The following is an 18,721-nucleotide window of genomic DNA, read 5'->3' as shown; positions in this document are numbered from 1 at the left end:
GTCACTTATTCGGAAAGTCTTGCTTCAAGTTCTGCTTTTTGTTTTTCAAATCCTGGTTTACCTAGCAATGCAAACATATTCTTTTTGTAAGCTTCTACGCCTTCTTGGTCAAATGGATTTACACCTGACAAGTAACCGCTGATTCCGCAAGCTTTTTCAAAGAAATACACAAGGTATCCGAAAGAATACGGTGTTTGATCTTGAATATTTACAATCAAGTTAGGTACTTGACCATCAGTATGAGCAAGCAATGTACCCTGGAATGCTTTTTTGTTTACAAAATCAAGTGTTTTGCCTGTTAAGAAGTTCAAGCCATCCAAGTCATCTGGATCCGATTCGATCGTAATATGACTAGCTACATTTTCAACTTGTACTACTGTTTCGAAAATGTTACGGCTACCGTCTTGGATAAATTGACCCATAGAGTGCAAGTCTGTTGAGAAATCTACAGCTGCTGGGAAGATACCTTTGAAGTCTTTACCTTCACTTTCGCCGAATAGTTGTTTCCACCATTCAGATACAAAGTGTAACGAAGGCTCATAGTTAACTAGAATTTCGATCGCTTTACCTTTACGGTATAGAGCATTACGCACTGCTGCATATTGGTAGCTTTCGTTTTCAGCAACATTAGGATTGCTGTATTCTTTCGCTGCGTCTGCTGCACCTTGCATCATTTCTTCAATATTGATACCTGCTGTAGCGATAGGCAACAATCCTACAGGAGTCAATACAGAGTAACGTCCACCAACATCATCAGGAATCACGAATGTTTCGTAACCTTCTGCATCAGCCAATGTTTTCAAAGCGCCTTTTGCACGGTCAGTTGTTGCATAGATGCGTTTTTTCGCTTCTTCTTTACCATATTTTTTCTCAAGTTCTGCGCGGAAAATACGGAAAGCAATTGCTGGCTCTGTTGTTGTACCTGATTTGGAGATAACATTCACAGAGAAATCTTTACCTTCAATATTTTCAAGCAATTGGTTTACATACGTAGAACTGATGTTGTTACCAGCGAAATAAATTTCAGGCGTTTTGCGTTTGTCTTTAGGTAGTGTGTTATAGAACGAATGAGTTAACATTTCGATCGCTGCACGAGCACCTAAGTACGAACCACCAATACCGATAACGATCAATACTTCGGAATCGCTTTGAATTTTTGCTGCTGCTTTTTGAATGCGAGCAAATTCTTCTTTATCGTAAGCTGTAGGCAAATCAATCCATCCTAAGAAATCAGAACCTGCGCCTGTGCCGTTATGCAATTGTTCGTGAGCCAAACGAATCGGCTCTGCAAAATAATCCACTTCGTGTTGAGCGACAAAAGAAAGAGCGTTACTGTAATCAAATTTAACTGTTTTAGCCATAATATTGTTACCCTCCCAAAATAAATTATGATACGGTCCCATACCCAATGTGCTAGTGAACATGCTACACTAAATGGATAAGTATAGATGTTCTAACTCACTTACGATATGGAGGAAATCAAGCTATGAAAAAAATCGGATTTATTGGCCTTGGCACGATGGGTCTACCTATGGCAGCCAATTTGCTCAAAGCAGGTTATACCTTAACTGTATACAATCGTACAGCATCCAAAGCAGAATCTCTAGTTCAACAAGGAGCCCATCAAGTACATACTCCGCGTGAAGCCGCTACAGATCAAGATATGGTGATCACGATCATTAGTGATGATGCTTCGATTGTTGATGTGTACGAAGGTGAAGATGGTATTTTAAATGCTGTCCAAAACGGATTAACCGTTATGGATTGCAGTACCATTTCTCCATCACTTGTCAAACAATTAGCCACTTCGATTACAGACAAAGGTGGTCAATTTCTAGATGCTCCTGTAACCGGTAGTGAGCCTGCTGCTATTGATGGAACACTTGTATTTATGGTTGGCGGTGACCCACACGTTATTGATGCTCATCAAGATGTATTTGAGACACTAGGTCGCAAAGTCATTCCAATGGGTGCTAACGGTAGCGGTGCAACTGCCAAACTTGCTCATAATACGATCGTAGGTATTCATACGGTTGCTCTTGCTGAAGCTTTTGCTGTAGCAGCCAAAGGCGGGATCGATCCATCGGCATTTTATGAACTGGTACGTATGGGCGCAGCCGGCAGTCGCACAGCTGAACTCAAAGGTCAAAAAATTATCGATGGTGATTACACCAACCAATTTTCATTAGCATTAATGCTCAAAGACCTCAAACTTGCCTCTGTGCTTAACGATACCAACGGTGTCCCTTCGCCCATGCTAAATCTGGCAAAAAGTATGTTCCAGATCGGTCAAACCAAAGGCTATGGTGATGACGATCTTTCTGTTATCGCTAAATGCTATGAAGAATGGATCGGTCAAACGATCAACGGCAAAGAGCTGTAATCCTATATCCATAGTACAGTATAACGGTATTTCATTGTCTTTCGCATGATGTATCGCACAGGTGATGGATCACTTGATTACGCATGAAAAGGGTAAGTTCTCAGTATAATCTATACTGATGAGCTTGCCTTTTTTTACGATCTACTTTTTGTACTAACTATATTGCTATTAAGCATAAGAGCAACAATAATCAGTAACCACAGCAATTTCAAGTTTGAACTTGGTATGAGCAGGCACTTCAAATGTTGCCTGTCCTTTAATATCTAACCATTCTTCGGTATCTGGTAACAGGACACGAAGTTCACCGGACAGAATTTCCATCGTTTCGTGTTGATCTGTTCCAAATTCATAAGAGCCCGGCAACATAATCCCTAACGTAATTTTGCTACCATCTGGCAAAATCACAGCACGGCTTGTTACTTTGCCTTCATAATAAATATTAGCTTCTTTGATTACTGTAACCTGTTCTAATTGCGTCATAAATTCAGACCGCTCCCCTGCTCATCATTTGAAATACAGACCTAGAAATAGTTATAAAAAGGTGCAGAAATGGCGCTTTGCCAACTTCTGCACCTTTAACAGTACTTTATAATTATTTAGACAATAGACCTTTAACATGTTGAACAACGTTCTCAACAGTAAAGCCATATTCAGCCATTACGCGATCTCCTGGAGCAGAAGCACCGAAAGTTGTAATTCCGATAATTCCACCTTTGTCACCCACATAACGTTCCCAACCGAAAGTTTGAGCCATTTCGATTGCAAGACGTGGTTTAACATCAGGCAACAATACAGAATCTTTGTAAGCTTGGTCTTGTTGTTCGAACAATTCCCAGCTTGGCATACTGATAACACGTACTTCGATACCTTCAGATGCTAGTGCTTCTTGAGCACGAACAGCCAATTGTACTTCAGAACCTGTTGCAATCAATTGTGCTACTGGTTGTCCCGCTTTAGCATCAGATACCACATAAGCACCTTTTTTGATGTTTTGACGAGAATGTTCTACAGTACCTGGCAAGATCGGCAAGTTTTGACGAGTCAATACAAGCGCGATAGGGCCTTTTTGGTTTTCCATAGCATGAGCCCAAGCAGCAGAAGTTTCGTTACCATCAGCTGGACGAATCACTGTCAAACCTGGAATGATGCGTAGAGAAGCCAATTGCTCGATTGGTTCGTGGGTAGGACCATCTTCACCAACAGCAATACTATCATGAGTCAATACATACGTTACAGGCAATCCCATAAGAGCAGCCAAACGTACAGCAGGACGCAAGTAATCTGTAAATACGAAGAATGTACCACCAAAGATTTTAACGCCTGTATGAAGAGCAATACCGTTCATTGCCGCAGCCATACCGAATTCACGTACTCCGTAATAGATGTTACGACCAGCATAACTTTGAGGAGTAAAGCTGTCTAGACCATTTAGGTGAGTCATTGTTGAACTCTCAAGGTCAGCAGAACCGCCTGCTAATTGAGGAACACCATTGATTAGACCATTCAAAGCATTACCAGAAGCTACACGAGTAGAAACTGCTTTGTCTTCTGTAGTGTAATGAGGAAGTTCTTTGTCCCATCCTTCGCTTAATTCGCCAGCGATAACTGTTTCGAATTGAGCAGCTAATTCAGGGTTTGCTTTTTTGTACTCAGCAAATTTCTCGTTCCATGCATTGTTCGCTTCTACACCACGCTCTTTTACTTTAGCGAAATATTCACGAACTTCGTCTGGTACGTAGAAATCTTCTTCGTATGTCCACTCGTAAGCTGCTTTAGTCAATTTCGCTTCAGCAGAACCTAGTGGAGAACCGTGAGTACCACCGTGACCGCCGATACCCTGTTTGTTCGGGCTACCGTAACCGATCACTGTTTTTACTTCGATCAATGTTGGACGAGAAAGATCAGCTTTTGCTTCTTCCAAAGCAGCTGCAAGTGCAGGAAGATCGTTACCGTCTTCTACACGAATCACTTGCCATCCATAAGCTTTATAACGGTCTTCTACATTCTCAGAGAAAGAAAGACCTGCTTTACCATCCAATGTAATATCATTGGAATCGTACATCATGATCAATTTACCTAATTTCATATGACCAGCCATAGAAGCTGCTTCACTAGAAACGCCTTCCATCATATCGCCATCACCACAGATAGCGTATGTGAAGTGATCAACAACATTAAAGTTGCCTTTGTTGTAAGTCGCTGCCAAATGAGCTTCAGCAATCGCCATACCTACAGCCATACCTACACCTTGACCTAGAGGTCCAGTTGTAGCATCAACACCAACAGTATGACCAAACTCAGGGTGACCTGGAGTTTTACTGCCCCATTGACGGAACTGTTTGATTTCGTCCATTTCCAAGCCATAGCCTGAAAGGTGTAGCAAGCTGTACAATAGCATAGAACCATGTCCAGCAGAAAGTACAAAACGGTCACGGTTGATCCAAGTAGGATTAGCCGGGTTATGTGTCATTGTTTTAGCAAATAATTGGTAGCCCATTGGTGCAGAACCCATCGGCATACCAGGATGTCCGGAATTAGCTTTCTCGATAGCATCGATAGAAAGCGTACGGATTGTTGAAATCGCCAGATTGTCCACGTTGGAGTTCTCTGATTTACTTATACTTTGTTCTTGCTCTTGTTTCTTGTCAGTCATGTTAATCCTCCTCATTCTTCTTGGTAAAGCGAGGTGCTTGAGATTCTATTTCATCTGAATATCAGATCTTAGCAAAGTCGCAAATGAAATAAATCCTCTTGAGTCTTTCAATTTGACTTATTAGCCTTCAACCATTGTAACACTTGTTTGAGAAGTTTGCCAGAACGTTATTTAACTTCATCCTTATTTATACCCAAACTGGCTATAACGAAAAGGAAGTTACGCATTTAGTTTTAGAAAAACACGTTTTATTTTAGGGTATTTCGCCTGTTATTCCGGCTAGTCTGTTGTTATAGCTGTTAGTAAATATTGTCTGTTATTAACTATTGTGTGTTAGGAACTATTTTTGCTAGTGGTAATAATATACGGATAAGCGATCGTTCAACATAATGTACGTTGCAAAAATTATTACTTGATTTTATGACATTCAGTCGCGCCATTAATTTTAAGCGCTAAAGAAATGAGGTTTTCATGATAAAGCAGAATCGGATATGGATCGTCGAGTTCACGTATGCATTGCTGTTGGGCTTGATTAGCGGGTTTATTTTGGGATTCTTTTTGAAATGGGTTCAATATGCAACTGGTTCATTGGTTTATACACTTTTATTGAATATCGATTTTGTTCCTTTTTTACCGGAACGTTTGCCTGAACCGATTGAATTTGCTTTACATCTTGTGGTGGCAATCATTATTGCTTGGATCTACAGTATATGGATTCGAATTTCTCCGCATCCGTGGAAGTATGGTCTATATATTGGTATTGCCTCTTCTTTTTTATTTATTCCGTTAACATTGATGTCTGATCGAGTGCCAGACATTACTGATATAGTGGCTTACGGGTACTGGTTAGCAGGTCATTTATTATACGGATTGTCTTTGGGGTTACTTGGAACATTATTATTAATACGCCGAAATAGAGCCGAAATAGAAAAGAACAATAAGCTTTAATTCCAGATTTTCTTGTGTGCAGATTAGTGAATACTATGTAGATCATTTCCACTATTTTTTATGCAATTTGATGTAGCAGGATTACATTTGTAAATTTTCTTTGGATAGAGCTGTATCTATATTCTCTTTAGCATACTTGATCTGTATTAACACAACATTAACGTAGCAACAAAAAAAGCACGAATGATTTTCTGCTAAATAACAGCAAAAGATCATTCGTGCTTTTTACATATTTATAATACAGCTTGTCATACACTGCTATCGTTTGAATAAAAAGCGATTATGATGACAAAGGATTAATTAAAAACGACTGTTTTGTTTTGATGTACCAGTACACGATCTTCTGCGTGCCATTGCACTGCACGTGCTAATACTACACGTTCAATCGTACGACCAATACGCTTCAATTCATTTACATTGTCGCTATGACTTACACGTTGTACGTCCTGCTCAATAATCGGACCGCCATCAAGCTCTTCTGTTACATAGTGAGCTGTTGCACCAATAATTTTAACACCACGATCATACGCTTGTGCATAAGGCTTACCACCTACAAATGCAGGCAAGAACGAATGGTGAATATTGATAATCCGATTACGGAAATGCTCGATAAATAATGGCGAAATAATCTGCATATAACGAGCAAGTACAATCAGATCAATATCTGAACCGATCACTTCTAATTGCTTTTGCTCTGCTTCTTTTTTCGTATCCGCAGTCACTGGAATATGATAGAAAGGAATACCAAATGATTCTACATAACTACGCATATCATTGTGGTTACTGATCACCATCGCAATATCTGCATCCAGATCACCTGCTTGCCAGTGCCATAATAATTCCACCAGACAATGGTCTTCTTTGGATACAAAAATCGCTAGTCTTTTTTTGCGACTCACCTGATTAATTGTCCATTCCATTTTGAACTGATCTCCTACCGCTTGAAAATCACTTTCTAGCGCAGGTAGATTTTTACTTAATTCAGGCAGATCAAATTCGACACGCATAAAGAACATACCGCCTGCTGGATTCATCGTATATTGATCGGATTGAACAATATTCGCTCCATGTTCAAATAAAAAGCGTGATACAGTAGCTACGATTCCAGGGCCATCCGGGCAAGAAATCAGCATACGGGCGCGATTTTCTTGTTGTTCTTCTCTTGCAGTTTGATTTCGTTTTACATGTACTTCCATTGAATCTTCGTTCCCCCTTCAAATATCTTATATTACAATCTATGTCATGATGCTAAGAAAGTAAATATATTTATTCAAATTTATTAATATTCATTCAAAAAAATGTCTTTACTTATCCTGATGTGATTAGCTATTCATAGACATTGGGTGCAATTAAAGAATACTTTTCCCTGCAAAGTAAGCAGTTAAGCGGTGATTCAATGCTTCTTCACTCAACTCGGTAAATAATCCTTCAGCAATCACCATATCGTATAGACGTTCCATCGGTTCACGCGGATCTGCTTTACGCGCTTTAGCATCGCTTTTCAGCATATCCCATGTTTCCAAAATATATGGACGTGCTTCAATCTGTTGCCCTTCAAAGAAATGATGTAATTTTTCTACATCTTCTAAGAAACCTGCTCCAAAGCGACCAGTTAGATCACCACGTAGCAAAGCAATTTCAGCTTCATACATCGGACGCTGTGTTTTCGCATCTTTACCGATCCACGGCGTTTCCAAAATAAACGGACGACCTTTCAACTGATCATGATGCACAACACGACTAAGTGCTTCATAACCGATCCAACCCGAACCTAGTGTAGTATGACGGTCTTTGCCTGCGCCTGTCGGATTTTTACTATCGTTCACATGGACAACAGTAAGTCGATCCAATCCGATAAGACGATCAAATTTCTCCAAGACTCCATCTAAATCATTAACAAGATCATAACCAGCATCATGGGTATGACATGTATCAAAACAAATCGTTAAGCGCTCATTATGAGGAACCATATCAATAATCTGCGCAATTTCTTCAAAGCTACGTCCTACTTCTGTTCCTTTACCAGCCATTGTCTCCAACGCGATATTTACATCTGTTTCGGATACACCGGATAATACTTTTTCCAGACCTTTTGCAATACGTTTTATACCAAATTCAGCATCCATATCTGTAAAAGCACCTGGATGAAGCACGATATTACGCACACCGATTTGATGAGTGCGACGGATTTCTTCTTGTAAAAAATCAACTGCCAATTCGTAGATATTTTCTTTGTACGAACCTAAATTAATGATATAAGGTGCATGCACAACGATTTCTTCTACACCCATCGTTTGCATTTTTTGTTTGCCTTCTTCAATAAATAACGTATCTATAGGTTTACGGCGCGTATTTTGCGGCGCTCCGGTATATATCATAAATGAGCTTGAGCCATATGTATCTGCCTCATTCGCTGCACTGAGTAACCCTTTACTAGAAAGTGATACATGGGAACCGATCTTTAACATAGTGTATTTCCTCCTTATTGTTCCGCTATTCGCGAATCTCACCTATTTTAACGTGAATACCAAAATAAATCTAGAAATAGCTGTGCTTTTCATCTTAAATTCATCGTCTGCTGATCAGATCACCTGTAGCAATTATGGGTAATCATTGAATAGAAGAATAATTAATGCTTAACATCAGTGGAATAAGATTAATCTATCTTATACATGGATAACTATATTGATTATATGACTGGATTCATAGTTTGAATGTACTAATGTATTTTCAATAAAGATTATTATAGAAAAAGAATGTATAGAATCGGATAAACATAATAAATATTGTTGATGTAAACAGACTCTACCATAGGCATAACGAACAGGACATAGTGAACTCACTTTAGATTAAATAGGAGGATTTATATGAATATTGTTGTGTGTGGTGGTACAGGTTTAGTAGGTAGTCATTTGGTTCCATTTTGGCTTCAAGAAAATCATGATCTGACTGTAGTGACTCGTAAGCTTCCAGATACATCAAAATCTAATCCAGCAGTAAACTATATCACCTGGAACGATATGGAACAAAATCCTACTCAATTAGAAGGGGCAGAGGTGATTGTTAATCTTTCAGGAGAGACGCTAAATCAAAGATGGACAACCAAAACCAAACTTGAATTAGTAGAATCCAGAATGAGAACGGTCAATATCGTTTCAAAAGCGATCGAAGCATTAAAGAAAAAGCCTGAAGTCGTTGTTCAAGCAAGTGCTATGGCAATTTACGGTACTTCAGATACGGAAACATTTGATGAAAATAGCCCTAAAAGAACGATGAATTTTCCTTCTAGCCTTGCAGAACAATGGGAAGCAGTAGCGGATAGTATCAAAGGTGTCCGTCTAATCAAGCTGAGAGTTAGTATTGTACTCGACAAACATAAAGGTGCATACCCGATGATGAGACTCCCTTATATCCTTATGGCTGGTGGTAAATTAGGATCAGGAAAGCAGTGGAACTCATGGATTCATATTGATGATATGGTGAGATTGATCGATTTTTGTGTTAAAAATAAAGCGATTGAAGGCCCGATCAATGCGTCTTCTCCTAATCCTGTACGTTATGCTGATCTGGGCAAAACGATTGCTAAAGTCACGCATCGTCCACACTGGTTCCATATTCCAAGTATTGCGCTCAAACCAACATTAGGCGAAATGTCAGATATTTTACTAGATGGACAACGTGTTATCCCGAAAAAAGCAATGGATCATGGATTTACGTTTCTTTTCCCTGAGATATATGGAGCTTTAGAACATATTGAAAAAACGCAATAATTTAGAGATATTTAGATATTTAGAGATATGATGTAATGCGGTAACTTCTAAATTATCAACTCTATAATCATACATGTAAAATAATAGACTGTTTGCTTATACTTATTATTTGTACAGGTTGAGAAAAAGAATAAAAGGCGATTTCTTTAATATACTCTAAAGAAATCGCCTTTTTACTGTAGTATCTTACGTCTTTGCTGTAGTATCTTACTGCCTGACTCTTTTGCTATAGTATCTTAATTATTTGGCTTTTATCATTTATTAATCACAATGATAGTACATAGCTTTAAAATTATATCAACCTAATCGCAACGTATACACTGCTTGCGCAATAGTAAAAGTATCACCTTCATGTAAAAGATACTCTTTGTACGGTACGATTGGTTCTCCTTTAAGAATAGTTCCATTACGCGAACTTAAATCTTTGATCGTAATCTGTTGGTCACTAATTTCCAATTCTACATGATTACGTGAAGTGCCAGTCGATTTTTCTAAATAATGAACACCTTCCGCAGCTCTACCAATAATAAAGCTTCCTCGTGTTAAGCGGATAGGCTCCATCTGCATCGTTCCATTTTCTCTACGTTCTAAATATCCTGTAAAGGGTTGAACTCCCGAATGACTATAAGCTTGATCATTAGAAGCATCTTGTCCTAACAATACAGTTGCCATATGAGGAGAAAGCATTTCTGTACTATGATGAGATGATTGTTGTGAATAATTGTCTTCATGATAATTAGGTATAGATGAAGCCTGTGCTGAACGACCAAACTCTATAGGTGAACCTGTAGTAGAATAGGAGCCTGACTGTTGTTCATTTCTATTCATCATCGCATTTTGACTACGAATCGATGATTGTTCTGGTGTATCCGAACCAAAAATAGCAGCAATATTCTCATCCCGCCAGCGCATCGGATCAGGTGCTGGTGTGGAAGGTAGCGTTGCTGAAACTAGTCCTCCTCCGCCTGCTAACACAGGATCTGCTTGCCAGCGCCAACTTTCGTTTCCATCTTCCTCTTCTGACTTCTTATTACGAACAAAAGAAGGCATTTGAAGCCCTTTTTTTAGTGGAGATTTACCTTTTAAGATCATATAAATAACTAAACCGATCGCTACAGTCAAAGCTGTACAGCCATATAACATAAAATCATTGCTGTGCGAAAGGTAACCAAATTTCCAGATCATAGCTGTTACTAATGCTCCTCCTGCTAGCAAATATGTTCGATGAGCTGAAGGCATTGGTTGTACTTCCTGATCTGGTGTCGGTTGTGTGGGTGTAGCCGAACTTTGACTTTTAGACATTTTGGTTGGCTTATGATTGTGCTGGCTTGGCAAAGAAGACGCTGATACTTCTGATAGATCTGTTCTTTTTTTCTTATTCTGCATATGTTGTAAAATAGGATTGTTTGCAGGTTGAGCTGGAATATTTACTTCTTGTTGGTATCTAGCGTTAGCAGATACCGATTCTTGTGATGGTATAGCATTTGAAAATGACGGAACTTGCTTATTTCGTAATTCTGCCGGATCAATCCATTTTGAAGTAGAAGATTGAGTAGGTTGTGGCGTAAGATCTATCATTTGCTGTGGATTGCCAAGTAATTCAAGCAGTAACATCTTGATGCCTTTGATCGTAAAGTCTTCTGCATGACAGTAACGCAAAATGCGCTGAATCTGGTTACCACTTAATTCAGCTACAGAAGTCATCCACCTTGATGCCAATTGACTCAAAATCATTTGTACAGGTTCTTCATTTAATGTCTCCATTACCGGAATATATGTAAAATGTAATGTGCCCGCTTGTAGTGAACCTTCTACAAAAATATATTCTTCATCCAGTACATAATTGGTCATCGACAACATATGCTGACTACTTTCTTCGAGAGTAGAAACCACTTGTAATAATAGACCTAGATACTCTGCAATGCCCATCATTTCGCCTTGCATACAATGTTTAAGCATTCGTTTGCCTGTAATGTCATAACGTAGTACAGCTTGTAGATCGACTTCTTGTAAATGAAGTTGTAACACTCCGCGAATACGAGAAGCTAGCATCATTCCTGTCTGTGCTTTACTCAGATCACTATTTTGAAAACCTTGCTCACGACCTACAATCATATATGTTTTGCCATCTTGTACAAAATCCTGTGTTAATTTTTGCATGATCATACATGCCCCCTTACTTTCTTTGCCTAATATTAATGTGTATACAAGATACTCAAATGACAACATGTGAATGATGAATCACTTATGCTGTGTAAGCAGATTTAGTTTTATGTGATAAAAAAATAACAAAAAGCGACTCCTGGTAATACGGCGGTCATAAAAGGGAATGTTAAAAATTGCTGGTGTTCAGCTTCTGTTGAGCGAATCGATTGTTTCCATAACACAGAACCTGCAAGCTTCCAGAATACTCTACGCATACGTACAATCGTTTCACGTCTCCACAGCATAATAAAGAGACCAATGATGCCTGCGAAAATAATAGAATATATCATCACCTGTGCAGTCATTCCCATCCCAAACCATACACCGATCCCACCAAACAATTTCACATCACCTGCGCCTACAGCCTTCATCCAATGAAGAATAAGCATGATACCGAATCCCAATAGAAACCCTTTACCAGCAAAAGCTAGACCATCCCAACCAGACATTACCGCATGATATAGTAATCCACTGACTATAAATAAAATATTCAGTATATTAGGAATTTTGCGTTCTTTGATATCTGTCCAAAATGCCCATAATATAAAAACTCCACCGCCGATAAATATCGTTTCCATTGCTATTCTGTATCCCCTTTTAGTATCCAAATAAATATTATAGTTTGATTATGAAGCTGCACTACCAATAACAGGTCGACCATCGTATTCTGCCACTTGGAATACACCTCTAACTTCTTTTCCATCTGCTGTAGTGATTGTGTAGTTCGCCCATCCCGGTGTTGCATTAGAAGGGATTTTCCATGTCCAATTCACATTGCCTTCTGCATCTACTGTCGCCTGACCCAATCCCTGTGCAGTACTGTTTCCACTTTTATATTGAATATTAAGATGAACCGTTGTACCCGGTGGTGCTTTGGCTACAATTGAAATATTTGATTCTGGATGAGCAGGTGAAGGAACCGATACTACAGATACGCCTGTCTCTTTAGTAGCTTCTGCGGCTGCATCTTCACCAAATTCTCCAGTATCTCCAATCCACAATCGTTCGGTTGCTCTTGCTTGCAACACAATCGGTTTGAAGATCAAAGGAATTTTGAAAGGTAATTCGTAACGGATCTCAATTCCAAAATACGGATGCGTTTTGGCTGTAAGATCAGGCACGGTGACTTGCGTGACATGAATACGTTCATAATCCAATTTATTTTCTGCTGATAACTTCTGCATCAATGGTTTGATCATTGTATCGAGTGCAGGTGCAGATAATTGATTTTTCATTTCTTGTAACTTGATATCTCCACTACTTGCTGCTTCCATCATCCATGTATTTAGCGGAGCAGGGACAGAATCTTGATATTTGGACGCCAGTTCTGTAAATGTTAATTTGGGTAGTCGCATCGATTCAGCAGGCAGAATTTTTTTGGCAACCAAATTATCTGCGGCTAATTGAACAGGATACATATGAGTAGCGACATATCTGGCTGTATCAGAAGTTACATTTTGCATCGCTGTATATACCAAAGTCATTTGCACTAAATAGACTAGAAAAATAGAAATAAACAAAAAAATCGGTAATACCATAGCGGCTTCTAATACGATACTGCCTCGTTCTCCATTTTTAAAAAAAGTACATTTTATACGCCGATTTGGAGGAGGATTTTTGAGTTCATATACATTATTAGAAGGTGAAGATTGGGAATGATAGGTATGATCAGATCGATCATTTGTGCTTTTGGAAGAGTAGGTAGCAACAAATCGGGATGCAGTGTTAAACACACCGATTTGCTGAATCCTATTTTTGCTTTTAATAGGAGTAATCTGCTTGTTTATCTGCATAATACACACCCTGTTCTATAGAACTATTCACGCTGGTTGAGTTCACCATTTTGATTACACCTGGTAAAAACCAAATAGGCATCGCTGTTCGTATATGAGCAGACGCATACGTATTTCGTTCTGCTGGATTGATATCTGTCAAAAAGCGAATTAACGCTAACATACGAGACATTTTTTTCTCATTACTAGGTTGCAACAAAAACAAACGCATATAATCTCGATATTCAAATTCTATCGGGAAATACGCTGATAATTTCGTTTTACCTGTATTGAGCAGTTCGATCATGTCTTTGATCGCCATCTCTACTCCATAAGCAACTCCTGCTGCAAGAACAGCTAGGGGATGCCCTAGATTTGCATTTTTAACAAGTCCTTCAGCAGTACGAATCGCAAGTCTCATTCCAAAAATTTCGCTATATGCCGCAGCAATATTAGCAGAAGGATCGTTAATACCGTAAATAATGTATTCAATCTGCTGATTACGTACTCCAGCCTCTTCAAGCGCATCTGTAATTGAGCCTTCTGATAACGTATCTAATAACCCTTGAAGCTGAATAATATCGAACGTATTAAAATACTGAATTGCATATTCATTTTGGAAAAATTCATTTCTACCTGCTAGAAGAGCATCGGATAAACCACCAAATACAACATCCATCGCACCCATAGCGTTTTTGCTTTCTTTATAAGGATCATTATCCATAGTAGAGTCAGAGGTAGCTCCTCCATCTGCACCGTTAAAAGCGATACTTTCTTTGTAATATCCATCTACTTCATCGAATTCTTTAGCTAATAATCTTGCAGCGGCGGCTGCACCTACGATTTGAGCCAACATTTTTTTAGCTTTTTTCAATTCTTCTTTTGCTTTCGCTTCTGAAGCTGCTTTTGTTTCTGTTCCTGATCTTGCTGCTTTGAGATCATGCTCGATCACACCCATGATTCCGTTGGGTGCTTTCCCTGTATAATTATCAATATATTTTTGTAAAAGCTTAGCGGTACGAATGGTACTGCTTTTTAACGAGTTAGCATCGCCAGTTGTTTTGGTAAGTTGAGCTGTAGCTTCTGTAATTAAGTTGCTAATAGCATACTTAGCTGTCGTGTAATCATCTTTTTGTGTTTTGATCGAACTTTCCATTTTGCCCAATAGATCATCCGATAAAACAAGCTGTTCTAGATTTTTGCGAAGTTCTGCTAATTTAGCTTCCGATTCTGCATCTCCGGCATTCGATCCACCCGGTATATTTGTATTTCGTACTCGTTCATATGCTTCATTTTGTGTACGTGTTTTGGCTTCTTCAATAATACGAGCAATTTCTTGATTATATTGTTTGATTTTAACCATAATTTCATTGGCTTCTTTGTACGTATTTTCGTGAGTATTAATTAGATATTTGTAATCTCGTGACAAATTAGATAGAAATGTTTTAGATTTACTTTTGTACGCAGAAATTTTGGCTGTATTGATCGGACTTTTATCTTTTTTCTTACGCTTTTTATCTTCTGCTATTAAAGCTGTATAATTATTGAACTGAGCTGCAATATCGGCGACTGACGTAATCGCTCCTACATTTTTGTTAGCGATAGAATTTTTGACAGGATTCATAATTTTAGTTGTTAATTCTTGAACTTCACCTGCCGTTTTTTTCTGCAAAGCTATTAATTTATCTATTTCTTGTTCACGCTTATCATAAGGCTCGCGTACATCTTCTAGGACATTGACCGTTTGACTTGCTTCTTTTAGTACACCGGACATGCCTTTAAATTTATCTACAATTTCTATGGTGAAATCTATAGGCGCTTTATATTTCATTTCTTCTTGAATCTGGTGATTAAAAACATCATAACTTCCTAAAGGTCGACTTAATTGAATCGAAGTGTTAGCTGCTTTCATTGGAATTAATTTAAAACTATCTGTATTCTCGGTATAATTAAAATTCTCATTTAACGCCGTATCTAAAAGTTGTGTAGGATCAGATTCTCCCGCAGCAAATAATCCATATTGTTGTTGGAGATCGGTATCAAACGCAGACATTGCTGAACGAACAGCCGCATGTGCTAATCGCTCGGATTGTACTTCCATCGCTGCTATACGCGAGTAATCGATAAAAACTGCTGTAAATAAAAAAACACCTGCAAGTACAACAATCATAAAAATAGAGACAGCGCCTTGTGTATCTGCTAACTTGCGTAGTAATAACTTTTTCCAATATGTGATTTTTAGTCTTACTTGTGATTTACGTGCTTTTCTCAAAATGATTCACACTCCTGCTTCAACTACCTGCTGCTGTAGAAAACCATTGCAGTACGGTTCCAGCACGTCCCATGTTCATAGCCGTACCATATTTCCCCGTAAATTTGGCTCCGTAATAACGCATTAATTCAATCGTACGAATAAATTCTACTGGTTCCACAACAACTGAACTTGCGCTAACTTCACTTCGTAGTGGTTGACCCAATTCACGTTCTAATGCCCCTAATGAAATAGGTTCACTTAAAGTTGTATTTACATTTCGCATCATCAAATGGTTGTTATACGTTGTATTCCCAGTCATTTTGCCCGGTATCCATGAAGCAGCCGCTGATAATTTAGTTGCTGGCAATGATCCACTACCTCCACCTGGAATAGCAACATTTGCTGTATTGGTAGCTCCTGCCCATCCAAAGAGTGCACTGATCATACTATCATCTGTAATACGCCAGTACAGACCATCATCTTGACCTTGCGGAAAAGCACCTGTATTGATATCTTTATGACTGTTATCCCATGTATACGCAGCACGCTCTGAAGTTTTGGATGCTGCTTGTTTCAGCATTGTATTTTGATATTGGTACATACACATAAATAGAATCAACAACGTTGTGAACAGGATAATAGGAAAAACGATGGAAGCTTCAAGTGTGAAGCTCCCTTTAGTATTTTTCCAAAAACGTTGGATATTCATATTAAGGTTGTTTAAATGTTTTACTTTGAGTATCCATATAAGTCAACATATCTCCAACTACTGTCTTAATTGCATCTTTAAATAAGATAGCAATCATTATAAGAACTGCTATAATTAGAACCATTTCTAATGTACCTACACCATCCTCATTTTTCCAAAAACGTTGGACTCCAGTCCAAGAACCCTTAATTAAGCTTGTCATTATATTTTCCTCCTACATATTCATCATCATAAATGCTGGCGTGCCGACAAGAACCATAACTATTAAAAATATTAAAACCATTGGAAGAACCATCTTAGAAGAAGCTTGCTCTCCTCTTATACGACTTACTGCTTTTCGTTTATCCCATAATGTCCGCGAAAGATCACGTAAAGCAAGTCCAAATTCTCCTCCACCACGGCGGAAATTAAGCAACACTGTTGTTGTAAATACCGAAACTTCCTGAACTCCACAACGTTTACTAAATGACTCTAATCCTTGCTGAAAAGAATAGCCATTATCCATTTCATTAATCATCTGAAAAAGCTCTTTATATAATGGATGATCTTTAGCATTTTCTTTGCGCTTTACACAACGTACCATTGCTTTTTGTACCGTTTCACCAGCACCTACGAGTAAAATGATTTTATTTAGAAACTCGGGCAATTCTAGTAAAATATCTATTTCTCGTGTTTTTACTTTCTTTTGTAAATCACGGAATAATGCAACAGGAAGCAGTATTGCTAGCCCTACTCCCATAACTAACCATGTCATACTACCGCCCGAGATCGCTGCCATCACAAGTCCACCTGTTAGTAATAACCAGATATAGCCCGCCATTTCTGCAATATAAAGCAAGGTCATTTCACCGCTACGATGTACCCCAAAACCTTTTTGAATCGAGCTCTGAATCCGGTAAAACACCCCTGAAAATCGTGATACAAAGCGAATTTTTTCGAGCAATACCAACATAGCTGGTAAAAGTGGTCTTAGCTTAATCACTTCTAATGGTAGCTTGGCAAGCTCTTTATGTAACGTACTGGCACTTTGATTCAGTACGACCCATCCGATCACTAATGCTGTCGCCAACAACCCTTCCAACCATATCAAAAGCAGTTTGTTCACCTCCCTTCCAGCTTATTGTGATACTGGTTTACACTTTGATATTCATAAACTTCCGAATTAACCAGTAACAGAACCCCAATGCCGCTAAACAAATCGTAGAAATCACAATACCAATCGGATTACCATACAATGGCTTCATAAAGTCTGCTGCTGTTACATTTAAAAAGATCAGAAAGAAAAAGGGAGTCGCTACAAGCGCATTAGATTCAAATTTTTTCTGCGAAATCATAACGGATATCTCTTGCTGAATATCTAACTTTTCACCGATGGTTGCAGACGTTTTACGTACTACTTCTACCAGATCACCACCAGTACGCTTACACGTCACAAATACATCTGCAAAATTCGTAATATCTTCATTCATCGCTCGATCGCTAAAATCTTGTAATGCTTCTTCTATGGGTTGCCCATACTCCAAGCGTGTAGTAATAATATTCAGTTCTCGAATCATATCGTTATCACCATCTGGATATAACATCCGTAAGTCCTGCGCTGCTTCGCGAAATCCATTTTCCACTGAACGTCCTACAGCTAGCGAAGATGACAATGAATATAACGCTTGTTTGAAATGGGAGCTCAAAGCAGCACGTTTGCGTTCTAGTAAATGTTTGCGAAGTAACTTCGGCATAAACCATGCTCCTATCGCCAATACACTAGCAATAATCCATTGATGGTAAAATAAATAGCCGATCATCATAAACAAAACTGCGCACAATACAATACAGCTTATTCGCTGTAAAGCAGATAAATGATACACCGTATAATCAGCTAACTCTGCGCGCGGCTGTTCAGAACGTGCAAGTGGTGGAAGTGGCGACGAAGATGGATTAGGTACAGCAGGATTGACTTGTGCTACAGGTGTAGCCGGTTGCCTTTTTCCTGCTTGATTAGCTTTAAACATATTGTTCTCCTTTCTTCATAT

16 protein-coding genes are annotated in these 18,721 nt (G+C 38.7%); 3 read left to right on the top strand and 13 right to left on the bottom strand.

The window, feature by feature from the left end:
- Window positions 1-5 precede the first annotated feature (5 nt).
- A complete protein-coding gene (locus PQ456_RS06065) occupies window positions 6-1,361 on the bottom strand; it encodes a glucose-6-phosphate isomerase (protein ID WP_273615326.1) in 1,356 nt (451 codons plus the stop codon).
- Window positions 1,362-1,486: 125 nt separating this feature from the next.
- On the opposite strand from PQ456_RS06065, the gene PQ456_RS06060 reads away from it, so the two are divergent.
- A complete protein-coding gene (locus tag PQ456_RS06060; RefSeq protein WP_273615325.1) occupies window positions 1,487-2,383 on the top strand; it encodes an NAD(P)-dependent oxidoreductase in 897 nt (298 codons plus the stop codon).
- 168 nt (window positions 2,384-2,551) lie between these two features.
- Here the strand turns inward: PQ456_RS06060 and ppnP are convergent, their stop codons facing one another.
- Together ppnP and tkt are read right to left on the bottom strand one after the other, a co-directional pair.
- Window positions 2,552-2,863: a pyrimidine/purine nucleoside phosphorylase gene (ppnP, locus tag PQ456_RS06055; protein ID WP_204825190.1), complete on the bottom strand. Its 312-nt coding sequence runs from the start codon at window positions 2,861-2,863 to the stop codon at window positions 2,552-2,554.
- A 112-nt stretch (window positions 2,864-2,975) separates the two neighbouring features.
- Window positions 2,976-5,036 (bottom strand): transketolase, encoded by a 2,061-nt coding sequence (gene tkt, locus PQ456_RS06050; RefSeq protein ID WP_273615324.1) that lies wholly within the window; start codon window positions 5,034-5,036, stop codon window positions 2,976-2,978.
- A gap of 471 nt (window positions 5,037-5,507) precedes the next feature.
- Here tkt and PQ456_RS06045 point away from each other — a divergent pair, with 471 nt between their 5' ends.
- Window positions 5,508-5,984 carry a hypothetical protein gene (locus PQ456_RS06045; RefSeq protein ID WP_273615323.1) on the top strand — a complete coding sequence of 159 codons (477 nt, stop codon included), beginning with the start codon at window positions 5,508-5,510 and terminating at the stop codon, window positions 5,982-5,984.
- Between the two features lie 296 nt (window positions 5,985-6,280).
- On the opposite strand, the gene purU is transcribed toward PQ456_RS06045, so the two are convergent.
- On the bottom strand, window positions 6,281-7,180 hold the full coding sequence (purU, locus tag PQ456_RS06040) for a formyltetrahydrofolate deformylase (protein ID WP_273615322.1): 900 nt from the start codon (window positions 7,178-7,180) through the stop codon (window positions 6,281-6,283).
- 153 nt (window positions 7,181-7,333) lie between these two features.
- Window positions 7,334-8,452 carry a deoxyribonuclease IV gene (locus PQ456_RS06035; RefSeq protein WP_273615321.1) on the bottom strand — a complete coding sequence of 373 codons (1,119 nt, stop codon included), beginning with the start codon at window positions 8,450-8,452 and terminating at the stop codon, window positions 7,334-7,336.
- A gap of 399 nt (window positions 8,453-8,851) precedes the next feature.
- On the opposite strand from PQ456_RS06035, the gene PQ456_RS06030 reads away from it, so the two are divergent.
- Window positions 8,852-9,754 carry a TIGR01777 family oxidoreductase gene (locus PQ456_RS06030; protein WP_273615320.1) on the top strand — a complete coding sequence of 301 codons (903 nt, stop codon included), beginning with the start codon at window positions 8,852-8,854 and terminating at the stop codon, window positions 9,752-9,754.
- 297 nt (window positions 9,755-10,051) lie between these two features.
- Here PQ456_RS06030 and PQ456_RS06025 read toward each other — a convergent pair whose 3' ends face one another.
- The 8 genes from PQ456_RS06025 to PQ456_RS05990 form a co-directional block, all read right to left on the bottom strand.
- Window positions 10,052-11,914 (bottom strand): DUF6382 domain-containing protein, encoded by a 1,863-nt coding sequence (locus PQ456_RS06025; protein WP_273615319.1) that lies wholly within the window; start codon window positions 11,912-11,914, stop codon window positions 10,052-10,054.
- Between the two features lie 110 nt (window positions 11,915-12,024).
- A complete protein-coding gene (locus PQ456_RS06020) occupies window positions 12,025-12,537 on the bottom strand; it encodes an A24 family peptidase (protein ID WP_273615318.1) in 513 nt (170 codons plus the stop codon).
- A 48-nt stretch (window positions 12,538-12,585) separates the two neighbouring features.
- The gene (locus tag PQ456_RS06015; protein WP_273615317.1) at window positions 12,586-13,752 is read right to left on the bottom strand and encodes a TadE/TadG family type IV pilus assembly protein; all 1,167 of its coding nucleotides are present in this window, start codon (window positions 13,750-13,752) and stop codon (window positions 12,586-12,588) included.
- Window positions 13,721-16,003, bottom strand: coding sequence for a TadE/TadG family type IV pilus assembly protein (locus PQ456_RS06010; RefSeq protein ID WP_273615316.1), 2,283 nt, complete (start codon window positions 16,001-16,003; stop codon window positions 13,721-13,723). Before PQ456_RS06010 ends, PQ456_RS06015 begins: the two co-directional genes overlap by 32 nt.
- 19 nt (window positions 16,004-16,022) lie before the next feature.
- Window positions 16,023-16,694, bottom strand: coding sequence for a TadE/TadG family type IV pilus assembly protein (locus PQ456_RS06005; protein WP_273615315.1), 672 nt, complete (start codon window positions 16,692-16,694; stop codon window positions 16,023-16,025).
- 1 nt (window position 16,695) lies between these two features.
- A complete protein-coding gene (locus PQ456_RS06000) occupies window positions 16,696-16,896 on the bottom strand; it encodes a Flp1 family type IVb pilin (protein WP_273615314.1) in 201 nt (66 codons plus the stop codon).
- A gap of 12 nt (window positions 16,897-16,908) precedes the next feature.
- Window positions 16,909-17,784 (bottom strand): type II secretion system F family protein, encoded by an 876-nt coding sequence (locus tag PQ456_RS05995; protein ID WP_273615313.1) that lies wholly within the window; start codon window positions 17,782-17,784, stop codon window positions 16,909-16,911.
- 43 nt (window positions 17,785-17,827) lie between these two features.
- Complete coding sequence (locus PQ456_RS05990; protein WP_273615312.1) at window positions 17,828-18,700, bottom strand: type II secretion system F family protein; 873 nt, start codon at window positions 18,698-18,700, stop codon at window positions 17,828-17,830.
- Between the last annotated feature and the right edge of the window lie 21 nt (window positions 18,701-18,721).

It is taken from the genome of Paenibacillus kyungheensis (genome assembly GCF_028606985.1).
In the GTDB taxonomy this organism is placed as follows: Bacteria; Bacillota; Bacilli; order Paenibacillales; family Paenibacillaceae; genus Saccharibacillus; species Saccharibacillus kyungheensis.
The sequence above is the reverse complement of the archived record's forward strand: the minus strand, read 5'-3'. Positions and strand labels throughout refer to the sequence as shown.